Consider the following 13,471-nt stretch of genomic DNA (forward strand, 5'->3'; position numbering starts at 1 on the left):
AGTGCATTATTGCGCTTTTTGCGGCTGTTGCGCTTTCCAGGCCTTGAACTCAGCCCACTCGGCGCGACGCTCGGCCTGTTTCTTCTGGATCGCGTCGAACTCTTTCTGCTGCTCAGGCTTCAACAGCGCGCGGATCTGGGCATCGATCTTCTGATGCCGGGCGTCCATTTCGTCTTGCATGGCTTTCTGGTCGGCTGGCGACAGCTTGGCCAGGTACTTGTCTACCAGTTCGCGTTGTTCGTGGCGCTGTTCGCCCATGATCCGGCGAATCTGCTGGCGCTGTTCGCGGCTCAGGTCCAGATCGCTGAAGGGACCTTTGTCATGCATCATGCCGCCGTGGCGCGGGCCATCCATCGGACCCATCGGGCCGGCGTCTCCAGGCATGGCCATGGCGACGGTCGGCAGGGCAGCAGCGAACATCAGAGCGATAAGGGTCTTGCGCATGGTGTGTCTCCTTGTCTCATTCCCGGTCAGTTCCGGATGAGTGCAGATTACGGAGATCAAGGTCAGCGGCGGTCAGGGGTGGGTAAAGCTTGGGTAAAGAGGTTTTGGTACGGACCTGACAAACAGCCTGCACAAAACCCCGTGGGGCATGCAATGGGAAGGAGGAAGGCTCTTGGTTCATTGTGGCGAGGGAGCTTGCTCCCGCTGGGCTGCGAAGCGGCCCCAATATTTTGCGGTTGCTGCGCAACCGAGCGGGAGCAAGCTCCCTCGCCACAAAAGCCTCCAAGGGCCGTAATAGCAGCCACAACCTTTAAAGGCTGTAGTAATAGCCACGGCTACGCAGCGCCACGATGCGCGGGCGGCCGTCGGGGTGGGGGCCGATCTTCTTGCGCAGGTTGCTCACGTGCATGTCGAGGCTGCGGTCGTACAGGGTCAGCTTGCGGCCCAGGGCGATCTGCGCCAGTTCCTGCTTGTCCAGCGGCTCGCCCGGCTGCTTGAGCAGCGCTTCGAGCAGGCGGCTTTCGGAAATGGTGAGGGCCTGTTCCTGTTCATCGATGCTGACCACGCCACGCACCGGGCTGAAAGTCAGGTCACCCAGTTCGATCTGGGTGGACACGGCCGTCGGGTGGCTGCGCCGTAGCACGGCGCGCAGGCGGGCGGTCAGTTCGCGTGGGTCGCAGGGCTTGGCCAGGTAATCATCGGCGCCCAGTTCCAGGCCGAGGATACGGTCCAGCGGTTCACCCCGGGCCGACAGCATCAGCACCGGCAGCTCCGGGTGATCGCTGCGCAATTGCTTGAGCAGTTCCAGGCCACTGCCGTCGGGCAGCATCACGTCCAGTACCACGGCTGCCGGGGCGGTTTCGGCCAGGGCCTTGCGGGCACTTTGGCCATCGTGACAGGCCCGGACCTGAAAACCTTCCTGGCTCAACCAGCTAACGAGGAGCTCGCACAGCTCCTGGTCATCGTCTATCAGTAACAGCTCGCTCATGACTCACTCAATTTAGCCATTGCCGACGTTGTCTACGTCCACCGCTGGCAAAGATACCGCACAGCAGGGCCAATAGCGCTACCCCGGCACCGATGACAAACCATTGCTGTTGATCGGTCAACAGGCGTGGCAGGGGGCTGGCCTGGGCTTCCTTGAGTTGCAGCTTCAGGCGCTGGTTCTCCTGGCGCAACCGGGCCAGCAATGCGCTCTCGCGTTCGCTGTCAGCGTTTTGCAACTGCTTGCTCAGTTCTTCGCGCTGGCGTTCGCTGTCTTTCAAGCGTTGCTGCAGTTCGGCGATCTGGCTGCCGGCACTCAGGGACAAAGGCGTCGAATGACTGCCCTCGGTGTTCTCCTCGCCATGGGCGGGTGCCCCGATCGCCAACGTGACCAATAACAGGCACAACGGACCTTTGCGCATTGCAACTCCTGAATTCCAATCGAGATTAGACAGGTTGTCGGCAGGCAAACGAGAACAATGAGCAATTGAACGCAATGAGCCGCGAAGGCTCATCGCGCCAGGGGCATTTACGGCATGACTTGCTTGAATGGCTTGACCACGACATTGGCATAGACGCCGGCCGCAACGAACGGATCGGCCTCGGCCCATTGCTGCGCGGCGGACAGCGAGTCGAATTCGACCACCATCAGGCTGCCACTGAAGCCCGCGGCGCCCGGGTCATTGCTGTCCACCGCCGGATGCGGTCCAGCCAGCACTACGCGGCCTTCGTCCTGGAGTTTTTGCAGGCGCTCCAGGTGCGCGGGACGAGCGGCCTGGCGTTTTTCCAGGGAGTTGGCGACGTCGGTAGCAATGATTGCGTAGAGCATGTCAGTCCTCGGTTTTTGGCGTAGTGGGGTCGGCATCATGCAGATGACGGGACAGGTAGATACCCTGGCCAATCAGGAACAACAGCGTCAAGCCCAGGCTACCGAAGACCTTGAAGTCGACCCAGTAGTCCTGGAACGTGAACGCAACGAACAGGTTGGCGGCGCCGCAGAACAGGAAGAACGCGATCCAGGCGATGTTCAACCGGGTCCAGATCAGTTCTGGCAGGTTGATGGCATGGCCCATGATGCGCTTGATCAGCAAGCGGTCACCGACAAAGTGGCTGCCGATGAAGGCGAGGGCGAACAACCAGTTGACCACCGGGGCCTTCCATTTGAGGAAGGTTTCGCTGTGGAACGCCAGGGTCAGGCTGCCGAACACGAGGCAGGCGATCAGGGTCAGCCACTGGCTCTTCTCCAGCTTGCGCTGGGACACGAACAATGCGCCGTAGACCACCAGGGAACTGATGATCAGCACTGCGGTGGCGCTGTAAATACCGCCTACAGTCAAGGAATGACCGGCGAAGTCGACGGCCCGGGGATCAAGTTTGTAGACGATGAAAAACAGCAGGAGCGGGATGAAGTCGATGAATTGTTTCACAGTGGCAGCCAGAAGCAGGATGTGGCGGCATAATAACAAACATCCTTGGCCGCGATAGGGCCAGCTGATTTGAGGTAACAAACTCTCGTGAATGTTGATTTGCACTGCCATAGCACGGCCTCCGATGGCGCCCTGGCGCCTGCGGTTCTGGTGGCGCGGGCGTTCGAGCACGGCGTGCGAGTCCTGGCCCTGACCGATCACGACACCCTCGAAGGCCTCGACGAGGCCCGCAGCGCCGCCACGGCACTGGGCATGCAACTGGTCAATGGGGTCGAGTTGTCCTGTACCTGGGGCGGGGCGACCATCCATGTGCTGGGCTATGGTTTCGATGTGAATGCGCCCGCGTTGGTCCAGGCCATCGCGCAGTTGCGCGACGGGCGCTGGCTGCGTTCCGAAGAGATCAGCCGCAAGCTGGCCCTCAAGGGCATGCCCGGTGCGCTGGACGGCGCCCGGCAGATCCAGCAGGAACTGGGCGACAGCGGCAACGCACCGGCCCGGCCACACTTTGCCGACTGGATGGTGCGCGAAGGGTTCGTCAAGGATCGCGCCGAAGCGTTCCGCAAATGGCTGGGGGCCGGCAAGCTGGGGGATGTCAAGCAGCACTGGCCGACGCTGGAAGAAACCGTCCAGACCCTGCGGGCCGCTGGCGCCTGGGTCAGCCTGGCACATCCATGGCATTATGATTTCACTCGCAGCAAGCGCCGTCGCCTGGTCGCCGACTATATTCAAGCGGGGGGCCATGCCATTGAGGTGGTCAACGGCCATCAGCCTGCCGAGCAGGTCGGCAGCCTGGCGATCCTGGCCCGTGAGTTCGGCCTGCTGGTCACCGCCGGCAGTGATTTCCATGGCCCTGGGGGCTGGTCCGAGATTGGCGAGTACCGCCCGTTGCCGGAAGATCTGCCACCACTATGGTGTAGATTCAAACATGATCCCGTTACCGCCGCCGTCTGAACAGGTAGAACACGTGAGTCAATTTTTCCAGATTCATCCGGAAAACCCGCAAGCGCGCCTGATCAAACAGGCCGTGGAGATTATTCGTAGCGGTGGCGTGGTGGTCTATCCCACCGACTCGTCCTATGCCATCGGTTGCCAGATCGGCGACAAGAATGCCGTGGAGCGTGTCAGACGCCTGCGTCAACTGGACGACAAGCACAACTTCGCGCTCATCTGCAGCGACCTGTCGCAGTTGGGCCTGTTCGCCAAGATCGACACCGGCACCTTCCGCCTGCTCAAGGCGCATTTGCCGGGGCCATACACCTTTATTCTCAATGCTACGCGGGAAGTCCCGCGGCTGTTGCTGCACCCGAAAAAGCGCACCATCGGCCTGCGGGTGCCAAGCCATCCCATTGCCCTGGCGCTGCTGGCGGAACTGGGTGAGCCGCTGATGAGCGTGACGCTGATCATGCCCGGCGAGACCGATCCATTGACCGATCCCTATGAGATGCGCCAGATCCTCGAGCATCAGGTGGACCTGATCATCGACGGCGGTTTCGGCGGCATGTCGGCGTCCACGGTGATCAACCTGGCCGATGGCGAGCCCCAGGTGGTGCGCGTCGGTTGTGGCGATCCGACGCCGTTCATGGTCGAGGCCTGAATGTCCGCCGTGGAAACCGCCGTGGAGCGTACAGACAGCCAGGCCGGCGCGCAGCAGGAGCTGCCGTTTGCCATGGTCTATGGCCAGGCGGTCATGGAAATGCCCCTGGACCTGTACATTCCGCCGGATGCGCTGGAAGTGTTCCTCGAAGCCTTCGAGGGCCCGCTTGACCTGCTGCTGTACCTGATTCGCAAACAGAACATCAACATCCTCGACATCCCCGTGGCGGAAATCACCCGCCAGTACATGGGCTACGTCGAGTTGATGCAGTCGGTGCGCCTGGAACTGGCGGCCGAGTACCTGGTGATGGCGGCCATGCTGGCCGAGATCAAGTCGCGGATGCTGCTGCCGCGCTCGGCTGAGGTCGAAGCGGAAGAAGACGACCCGCGGGCCGAACTGATCCGTCGTTTGCAGGAGTACGAACGCTTCAAGGTCGCAGCCGAAGGCCTCGATGGTTTGAACCGGGTCGGGCGCGATGTGGTGGTGCCCAAGCTCGATGCCCCCGAGGCGCGGGCGCGCAAGTTGCTGCCGGATGTGAGCCTGGAAGAGTTGCTGATGTCCATGGCTGAGGTTCTGCGCCGGGGCGATATGTTTGAAAGTCATCAGGTCAGCCGCGAAGCGCTGTCCACCCGCGAGCGCATGAGCGATGTGCTGGAGCGGCTCAAGGGCGGCGGTTTCGTGCCGTTCGTCGAGCTGTTCACCGCCGAGGAAGGGCGCCTGGGGGTCGTTGTGACGTTTATGGCGGTCTTGGAATTGGTCAAGGAATCCTTGGTCGAGCTGGTACAGAATGAGCCGTTCGCAGCGATCCATGTGCGGGCACGAGCCGAATAACGAGCAAATCAATGAATCTGACTGAACCCCGCGAGCTGGCCCCCTTGCTTGAAGCTTTCCTGTTGGCCTCGGGAAAGCCGCAATCGATGGAGCGCCTGTTCGAACTCTTCGAAGAAGGCGAGCGACCTGAGCCGGCCGTGTTCAAGAAAGCCCTGACGCTGCTGGGCAAATCCTGCGAGGGACGGGCCTTCGAGCTCAAGGAAGTGGCGTCCGGTTATCGCCTGCAGATCCGCGAGAAGTTCGCGCCATGGGTCGGGCGCCTGTGGGAGGAGCGGCCGCAGCGCTACTCCCGCGCCATGCTCGAAACCATGGCATTGATTGCCTATCGCCAACCGATCACCCGGGGCGAGATCGAAGATGTGCGCGGCGTGGCGGTCAACAGCCATATCGTCAAGACGCTGTTGGAGCGCGAGTGGATCCGCGTCGTCGGCTATCGCGATGTGCCCGGCAAACCGGCGATGTTCGCCACCACCAAGGCCTTTCTCGATCACTTCAACCTGAAGAACCTGGATGACCTGCCGCCGCTGGCCGAACTGCGGGAGCTGGAACCCGAACCGATGCTGGAGTTCGACGACGCCCCGGTGCCCCAAGGCCTGCAGGAATTGGCCGACGCCAGTGCCGAGCCTGAGGAGCCGAAGGAAGAGACCAGTTTCCACTCGTTGTTGCTGGAGCTGGACACCATGGAGGAGGGCTTGAAGACCGATTTCGACGACCTGCTGCGTGAGGGGCCGGGGCCTGAAGGCGAGACGGATGAGTTGCCGGAGCCTGACAGCGAGTCGGAGCCTGAACCTGAACCTGAACCTGAACCTGAACCGGAAGAAGACATCCTCGGCGTTGCCGAAGCCCGGGAAAAACTGCTGGCCGCCGTCGCCGCCCTCCAACCGCCGGAACCCGAACTGAGCGACGAGGAAGCCGAAGCCCGCGCCCTGGCCGAAGCGATCGAAAACGAACGGCGCCAGTTCGACGATTGATTCAACTGGTTTGGAACGCGGTCGCCTGTGGGAGCCGAGCTGCTCGCGATGACAGAGGAACATTCAGCATCAATGCAAGCTGACCCACCGCTATCGCGAGCAAGCTCGGCCCCCACAGGGGGCCTTCAGCCACCGGTCGGCGGAAAAAGCGCTGAGCCTGGGTTGATCAGCTAGTCTCTGATGCGCAATCGCCTCAACGAGCGTATGATTCGCGACCCTTTGGCGATCCCTTCGTCGAAGACCCGTTTTCAAAGCGTCAGGCCAAGCCTGGCTCGACCACACCGGGAGGTGCCCAGAATGAAAGACCAAGACCAGAACGACAGCCAGGAAATCGGCCCAGCAGGCGAGAAGCTGCAAAAAGTCCTCGCCCGTATCGGCGTTGGTTCGCGCCGTGACGTGGAAGCCTGGATCACCCAGGGCCGGATCAAGGTTAATGGCAAAGATGCCACCTTGGGCCTGCGTGTCGACATGCATGACGCCATCACCATCGATGGCAAGGTGATCAAGCGCGAAGAGGCCGCCGAAACGGTGCGTCGCGTGATCATGTACAACAAACCCGACGGCGAGATCTGCACCCGTGACGACCCGGAAGGCCGTCCGACCGTGTTCGACAAGATGCCGCGTCCGAAAGAGGGCCGCTGGATCAACATCGGGCGCCTGGACATCAACACCACCGGCCTGCTGATGTTCACCACCGACGGTGAGCTGGCCAACCGTTTGATGCACCCGTCCTACGAGATGGACCGCGAATACGCTGTGCGTGTGCGTGGCGAAGTCGATGACGAGATGATCGAGCGCCTGAAGGCCGGCGTCGTGCTGGAAGACGGCCCGGCGCGTTTCACCGACATCAAGCAGGCGCCCGGCGGTGAAGGCTTCAACCACTGGTACCACTGCGTGGTGATGGAAGGCCGCAACCGTGAAGTGCGGCGTCTGTGGGAATCCCAGGGGTTGGTGGTCAGCCGCCTCAAGCGCGTGCGCTTCGGTCCGGTGTTCCTCAATTCCGACCTGCCGATGGGCCGCTGGCGCGAAATGAGCCAGTACGAAGTCGACATCCTGGCGGCCGAAGTGGGCCTCAAGCCGGTAGCAATGCCGCAGATGACCGCCAAGAGCAAGGACAAGCTGGAGCGGATGCAGCGCAAGTCCTCGCGTCCGATGGGCAAGACCGAGCGCGTGCGTACCCTGCGTCCGGCTGCTGAAGGTGTGGCGACCGGCCCGCGTCCTTCCCGCGAGCCGCAGATCGAAGGCGAACGCCCGGCCCGCAAGCCTGCACCTCGCCAGGACGGTGAGCGTGGCCCACGTACGCCGCGTCCGGCCAATGGTCGGACTGAACGTGGTGAGGGGCGCGGTGCTCCGGCTGGCCGCGGTACGCCAGTCGCCGATCGCCCGGCCGACACCAAGCGTCCGGCCAAGCCCGCGCCGAAAAAGCGCCCGGGTATCGTCCTGGCCGATCGCGATGCGCCATCGGGCAAGCGCCGTGGTGCACCGGCAGGTTCGGGACAGCGTCCGGGGTTCGGGCGTCGTAAGCCGGAGTGAGGCAGCCATGAGCTTCTAGCTGCAAGCTGCAAGAAAAAACGGCAACCACTAGGTTGCCGTTTTTGTGTCTGGCGTTATTGATACGCTGCCGGTGCGGCCGTCTTCGCGAGCAGCTCCACACCACGATCCAGAGGCTGCTCGCTCTTTCTTGCCGCTTGAAGCTCGCCGCTTGCAACTGCCTCTAAAGCACAAACCGCCCATCAAACATCGGCTCGTTATCCAGCGCCAATACGCCGCTCTCGAAAATCAGGTCCAGGTGATGGCTGCCCTTGGCCCCGCCACCGAGTCCCAGGTGCAGGCCGCAATGGCGCTCCTCGAAACCGGCGTTGCGTGCATAAAGACTCTTGACCCCTTCATTGGTGCCGATTCCCAGTTCCTCGATGCGGCGATTGGACGGGTTGGCGTCCAGGTACTTGTTGAAGTCGTGCTCCAGGCCCGGTACGTCGGTGGCGATTTTCTGGATGGTGGAGTCTTCGATCCACAGCTCCAGCGGCGATTGCAGCACGCCGTATTTACGTGCGAACGGGATGGTGCTCAGGAAGGTGCCGACGAAATTCACCCGACCATTGATGGTGTCGCTGTGAGTGGCGATTTCGCCGGGCGCCAGGTCGTAGTTGCCGAGGCCGTTGATGTCGGTCCACTTCTTCACGCCGCCCAGGACTGTGTCGAAATATGAACCGTGGTCATCCTGGAAACTCAGGGTCGCCGCCTGGGACATGCGTCGGATCAGGTGACTGTTGAGCCCGGCGATACGCTGGGGAATCACGCTGAAGGTGTCGTAGAAGTAGTCGCCGTAGTCCTTGAACAGCAGCGATTTCTTCCAGTTGTCGGCCATCACGCCTTGCAGTGCGCGGACAAAGTCCGGGCCGTCGGGACGAGGGTTGGGCAGGGTCGAGGAGTCGTAGAAGAAAATATACAGATCGCAGTCGGCAATGGCCTTGGACAGGCGCTCCGTGGGTTCGAGGTCCAGGCGCATGGCACTGAACCGGAAGGGCGAGCCGCTGCCCGCCTGTTCGGCGATGGCGCCGGTCAGCGCTTCGTAGTCAGCGGTATGGCCGAGCAACACCTTGGCGGGCTGGATGCCGGCCAGGGCGGGATGGTGTTCGAGGTAGTAAAGGAAATGTGAGATGGCTCGTTGCGTGTCCATGCTTATTCTTCCCTGACAAGTTCATTAAACGTCCCTGACAACCGGCAAAAGTGGCGGAGTCGACCGGCCGGATCGCCTCCGCCGGGCGGTGCCTACAGAGGCCACATCGCCGTGCCGAATGGAACGACGGCATCGGCCTGCATCATTTCAACGGCGGCTTCATGGGTTGGGGCTTCAAACCATTCGTCCAGTTGCAGTTCGGTTTCCAAGTCTTTGTCCAGTGCTTGCATAGTGAATCTCCTAGATGACTTTTACGGAAATAAGCGGCTCGCTTCGGCGAGTGGAAACAGGCCGGCGACGGCACCGCAGAACTTGTCGGCACGATGCCTTGGCAAGTCGCTGAAAACCTAGTCGAGGGAATTTTGGATTGCAAAAAAATAATTTATTTTTTTCGTTTGAACTTTTTGTTCCATTTTCAGCGACGACATTACTCATTCAAAAACAGCCGCCTGGGTGTTTTTTTAAATAGGTAGCTACCTACCGTCAATTTGCAGTCAGCCTACGGAAATTTCCTACTTGGAAAATTTGCGTGACGGGTTGTAAAGAAATGCTGACGTAAAAGGCCGGTCGAGAGGGGCCGAAACGTCGTTTTCCCAAAGCGTAAGAAAAAACTTCCGTAAGCCCCGCCCTGCAGGGGTTTCCAAAGCTCTGGCCCGCTTGTTTCGAATCGATGGGCAGGGTGAGATGCGCCTCATGCCTGTCGTGCAGGTGAATAACAAGAAGGAGGCGCAATGAACGCCGCAGCTCAAGTGCATTTCTCCCGTCGTAGCGTTTTTAGCGCTATACCCTTCAGGGGCTCGCAAGGGCCTGGACACTTTTTTGCAGCCGCCCGGCATGTTCGGGGCGGCCCCATGCAATCCCGGCAAACGACACGCTGATCCGGTGGTGTCTGGCAGCAGGGGGTCAGCGGTGTACAATGCGCCGCGTTTTACTGTGACCCTTCGCGTACCCACGCACTTTCAAGGTTATCCACCTTGTTCACTCCGCCACGCCACAAGCGTGTCGGGTTCGATTTCGTCACAGATAAAAACAAACAGGTGACGCATGACCGTTGTAAAAACGCTGAATTCCTGGTGCCTGCGCTGGGGTTTGATCGGCGCTGCTTGAGATCCGATTCGAGCGGCAACGTCTAACGAACATCATCAAACCTTGCGTGAGACCCTTTTCATGAGTGGACAAAACTCGCATTCGGGCGAGCTGAAACGCGGCCTGAAAAATCGCCACATTCAACTGATCGCCCTCGGTGGCGCGATCGGCACTGGCCTGTTCCTCGGCTCGGCGGGGGTGCTGAAATCAGCCGGCCCGTCGATGATCCTTGGCTACGCCATCTGCGGCTTCATCGCCTTCATGATCATGCGCCAGTTGGGCGAAATGATCGTCGAAGAGCCAGTCGCCGGGTCCTTCAGCCACTTCGCCCACAAGTATTGGGGCGGTTTCGCCGGGTTCCTGTCGGGTTGGAACTGCTGGATTCTGTACATCCTGGTGGGCATGTCCGAACTGACTGCTGTCGGCAAGTACATCCATTACTGGGCGCCGGATATCCCGACCTGGGTGTCGGCGGCGGCGTTTTTCATCCTGATCAACGTCATCAACCTGGCTAACGTCAAAGTCTTCGGCGAGGCCGAGTTCTGGTTCGCGATCATCAAGGTCGTGGCGATTGTCGGCATGATTGCCCTGGGCAGCTATTTGCTGGTCAGTGGCCACGGCGGCCCGCAAGCGTCGGTGACCAACCTGTGGTCCCATGGTGGGTTTTTCCCCAACGGCGTCAGCGGCCTGGTGATGGCCATGGCGATCATCATGTTCTCTTTTGGTGGCCTGGAAATGCTCGGTTTCACCGCCGCTGAGGCCGACAAACCGAAAACCGTGATCCCCAAGGCCATTAACCAGGTGATCTACCGGATCCTGATTTTCTACATCGGTGCGCTCGTGGTGCTGCTGTCCCTGACGCCTTGGGACAGCCTGCTGAGCACGCTCAACGCCTCCGGCGATGCCTACAGCGGCAGCCCGTTCGTGCAGGTGTTCTCGATGCTGGGCAGCAACGTCGCAGCGCATATCCTCAACTTCGTGGTGCTGACCGCCGCGCTGTCGGTGTACAACAGCGGCACCTATTGCAACAGCCGTATGTTGCTGGGCATGGCCGAGCAGGGCGATGCGCCCAAGGTCTTGTCCAAGATCGACAAGCGCGGCGTGCCGGTGCGTTCGATCCTCGCATCGGCGGCGGTCACGCTGGTGGCGGTGCTGTTGAATTACCTGATCCCGCAACATGCGCTGGAGTTGCTGATGTCGCTGGTGGTCGCGACCCTGGTGATCAACTGGGCGATGATCAGCTACTCGCACTTCAAGTTCCGCCAGCACATGAACCAGACCCATCAGACGCCGCTGTTCAAGGCGCTGTGGTACCCGTACGGCAACTACATCTGCCTGGCGTTCGTGGTGTTCATCCTGGGCGTGATGTTGTTGATCCCGGGCATCCAGGTATCGGTCTATGCGATTCCGGTGTGGGTGGTGTTCATGGCCGTGTGCTATTGGATCAAGAACAAGCGCAGTGCGCGGCAGGAACTGGCTGTGGCGGCAGCAGCCAAGTAACCCCTCCTGAAAAAACAACAAACCGGCGAAGTGCCGTAATGCTGTTCACTCAAGGCAATCGACAAACCCGTGGCGAGGGAGCTTGCTCCCGCTGGGCCGCGAAGCGGCCCCAAAACCTGCCAGATGCGGAGCATCAGACGCACCGCACCCGCCGGTTTTCGACTGCTTCGCAGCCGAACGGGAGCAAGCTCCCTCGCCACAGGTCCATCATTTTTCTTGAATGAACCGCATTAGGCCAAGTGCCGGGTTTGTCGTTTCCGGCTCACACCTCCCACAGGGTTAGGCGTTGTCGGGGGGATTCGCGGTATCCTGTGGGGCCTGATACCGGACACTTTCCATGCTGGCGATTTCCAACACCGTGCACATCCCGGATGCCGAGATCGAGCTGACGGCCATCCGCGCCCAGGGGGCCGGGGGGCAGAACGTCAACAAGGTCTCCAGTGCCGTGCATTTGCGCTTCGACATTCCGGCCTCGTCGCTGCCCGAGTTCTACAAGGAGCGGCTGCTGGCCCTGAGTGACAGTCGCATTACCAGCGACGGTGTGTTGATCATCAAGGCCCAGCAGTACCGCACCCAGGAACAGAACCGGGCCGATGCCCTGGAGCGCCTGCTCGAGCTGATCCTCAGCGCCACCAAGGTCGAGAAGAAGCGCCGTCCGACCAAACCGACCCTGGGTTCGAAAAAGCGTCGCCTGGAATCCAAGACCAAGCGCGGCTCGATCAAGGCCGGCCGCGGCAAGGTGGACTTCTAGCTTTTCTCCCGTTCCTGGCGATGCCTCGGCGCCTGTCGGTACAGATAGACGCTCAATGCCAACCCGCCCAGGGCCGCGAATGCGGCGAACAGAAAGATCGAGGCAAAGCCGAAGCCCGCAGCAATCGCACCGGCCAGCGGGCCGGTGATCCCCAGCGACAAATCAATGAACAGTGAATAAGCCCCCACCGCCGCCCCACGGCTGGAGGCCGGCACCAGGTTGACCGCTTCCACGCCCAGCGCCGGAAACACCAGGGAGAAGCCGAAACCGCTCAACGCCGCGCCCGCCAGGGCCCAGTGGGCATCCGGTGCGAGCCACAATAGCAACAGGCCCAGGGTTTCCACCGACAGGCAGGCAATGGCGACGCGGAAGCCGCCCATTCGGTTGATCAGGTTGCCAAAGAGCAAGCGCGCACCGATGAAGCTGGCGCCGAACAGGCTCAGGCACAACACCGCGTTGTCCCAATGCTGGGTGGCGTAGTACAGGGTGATGAACGTGGCGATGGTGCCAAACCCGATGGAACCCAGGGCCAGGCCGCAGCCGTGCGGCAGGACGCGCCCCAGCACGTGCATGAACGGCAGGCGTTCGCCAGTGACGATGGGCGCGGCGGTTTTGCGCCAGGCCAATGCCAACCCCAGCAAACCGAGCAAGATAATGCTCACGCCCATGCTCCACAGCCCCAGCGCATTGACCAGCCACACCCCCAGCGGTGCGCCGATCGCCAGCGCGCCGTAACTGGCGATACCGTTCCAGGAAATCACCTTGGCGGTATTCGCCGCGCCGACCCGGCCGATGCCCCAGCCAATCGAACCGGAGCCCACCAGGCTTTCCGCGCTGCCGAGCACCAGACGACCGATCAGCAGGCTGATCAGGCTGAACGTGGGCAGGTGGGGCGTCCAGGCAGAGACCAGCATGAACGCGCCGCTCAGCCCGCAGCCGGCGAGGCCGAACATCACCGCGCGCTTGCTCCCCAGGTTATCGATGATTCGCCCGGCGTAAGGACGACTGAGCAGGGTGGCCAGGTATTGCACGCTGATCACCAACCCGGCGATCACTGCGCCGAAGCCCAGTTCGCCGTGGACGAACCCGGGCAGCACGGCCAGGGGAATGCCGATATTCAGGTAGCCGATGAAGGTGAACAGGACGATGGAGACGACTTGCAGCGTGACCGCCAGGGGGCGCTGGGAATCTGACATGGGGTAA

15 protein-coding genes are annotated in these 13,471 nt (G+C 61.3%); 7 read left to right on the plus strand and 8 right to left on the minus strand.

Features of this window, described 5'->3' with window-relative positions:
* Positions 1–6: 6 nt before the first annotated feature.
* The 5 genes from BLT00_RS10845 to BLT00_RS10865 form a co-directional block, all read right to left on the minus strand.
* Positions 7–444, minus strand: coding sequence for a Spy/CpxP family protein refolding chaperone (locus BLT00_RS10845; protein WP_092145190.1), 438 nt, complete (start codon positions 442–444; stop codon positions 7–9).
* 310 nt (positions 445–754) lie between these two features.
* On the minus strand, positions 755–1,432 hold the full coding sequence (locus tag BLT00_RS10850) for a response regulator transcription factor (RefSeq protein ID WP_063324675.1): 678 nt from the start codon (positions 1,430–1,432) through the stop codon (positions 755–757).
* 7 nt (positions 1,433–1,439) lie between these two features.
* A complete protein-coding gene (locus BLT00_RS10855) occupies positions 1,440–1,850 on the minus strand; it encodes an SH3 domain-containing protein (protein WP_063324676.1) in 411 nt (136 codons plus the stop codon).
* 107 nt (positions 1,851–1,957) lie between these two features.
* Positions 1,958–2,257 carry a YciI family protein gene (locus BLT00_RS10860; protein WP_057452480.1) on the minus strand — a complete coding sequence of 100 codons (300 nt, stop codon included), beginning with the start codon at positions 2,255–2,257 and terminating at the stop codon, positions 1,958–1,960.
* Between the two features lies 1 nt (position 2,258).
* Entirely contained in the window at positions 2,259–2,855 is a 597-nt protein-coding gene (locus BLT00_RS10865; RefSeq protein ID WP_063324677.1) for a septation protein A, read from the minus strand.
* 87 nt (positions 2,856–2,942) lie between these two features.
* On the opposite strand from BLT00_RS10865, the gene BLT00_RS10870 reads away from it, so the two are divergent.
* From BLT00_RS10870 to rluB, 5 genes are all read left to right on the plus strand, one after another.
* A complete protein-coding gene (locus tag BLT00_RS10870; protein ID WP_060740970.1) occupies positions 2,943–3,806 on the plus strand; it encodes a PHP domain-containing protein in 864 nt (287 codons plus the stop codon).
* Positions 3,807–3,819: 13 nt separating this feature from the next.
* A complete protein-coding gene (locus tag BLT00_RS10875) occupies positions 3,820–4,449 on the plus strand; it encodes an L-threonylcarbamoyladenylate synthase (RefSeq protein ID WP_063325238.1) in 630 nt (209 codons plus the stop codon).
* 132 nt (positions 4,450–4,581) lie between these two features.
* Positions 4,582–5,280 carry a segregation and condensation protein A gene (locus tag BLT00_RS10880; protein WP_165826070.1) on the plus strand — a complete coding sequence of 233 codons (699 nt, stop codon included), beginning with the start codon at positions 4,582–4,584 and terminating at the stop codon, positions 5,278–5,280.
* Positions 5,281–5,291: 11 nt separating this feature from the next.
* Positions 5,292–6,251, plus strand: coding sequence for an SMC-Scp complex subunit ScpB (scpB, locus tag BLT00_RS10885; protein WP_092145192.1), 960 nt, complete (start codon positions 5,292–5,294; stop codon positions 6,249–6,251).
* Positions 6,252–6,548: 297 nt separating this feature from the next.
* On the plus strand, positions 6,549–7,784 hold the full coding sequence (gene rluB, locus BLT00_RS10890) for a 23S rRNA pseudouridine(2605) synthase RluB (RefSeq protein ID WP_060740973.1): 1,236 nt from the start codon (positions 6,549–6,551) through the stop codon (positions 7,782–7,784).
* 181 nt (positions 7,785–7,965) lie between these two features.
* On the opposite strand, the gene BLT00_RS10895 is transcribed toward rluB, so the two are convergent.
* Together BLT00_RS10895 and BLT00_RS31850 are read right to left on the minus strand one after the other, a co-directional pair.
* Positions 7,966–8,931 carry a M29 family metallopeptidase gene (locus tag BLT00_RS10895; protein WP_092145194.1) on the minus strand — a complete coding sequence of 322 codons (966 nt, stop codon included), beginning with the start codon at positions 8,929–8,931 and terminating at the stop codon, positions 7,966–7,968.
* A 92-nt stretch (positions 8,932–9,023) separates the two neighbouring features.
* Entirely contained in the window at positions 9,024–9,161 is a 138-nt protein-coding gene (locus BLT00_RS31850) for a hypothetical protein (protein WP_003178782.1), read from the minus strand.
* 937 nt (positions 9,162–10,098) lie between these two features.
* Between BLT00_RS31850 and BLT00_RS10900 the strand changes: the two genes are divergently transcribed.
* Both BLT00_RS10900 and arfB read left to right on the plus strand, forming a co-directional pair.
* Complete coding sequence (locus tag BLT00_RS10900) at positions 10,099–11,517, plus strand: amino acid permease (RefSeq protein WP_092145195.1); 1,419 nt, start codon at positions 10,099–10,101, stop codon at positions 11,515–11,517.
* Between the two features lie 337 nt (positions 11,518–11,854).
* The gene (gene arfB, locus BLT00_RS10905; RefSeq protein WP_092145197.1) at positions 11,855–12,268 is read left to right on the plus strand and encodes an alternative ribosome rescue aminoacyl-tRNA hydrolase ArfB; all 414 of its coding nucleotides are present in this window, start codon (positions 11,855–11,857) and stop codon (positions 12,266–12,268) included.
* On the opposite strand, the gene BLT00_RS10910 is transcribed toward arfB, so the two are convergent.
* Complete coding sequence (locus BLT00_RS10910) at positions 12,265–13,464, minus strand: MFS transporter (RefSeq protein WP_092145199.1); 1,200 nt, start codon at positions 13,462–13,464, stop codon at positions 12,265–12,267. The two genes, arfB and BLT00_RS10910, sit on opposite strands and share 4 nt — an antisense overlap.
* Positions 13,465–13,471: the final 7 nt, after the last annotated feature.

The sequence above is a fragment of the Pseudomonas sp. NFACC51 genome (assembly GCF_900103575.1).
Taxonomy (GTDB): Bacteria; Pseudomonadota; Gammaproteobacteria; order Pseudomonadales; family Pseudomonadaceae; genus Aquipseudomonas; species Aquipseudomonas fluorescens_Q.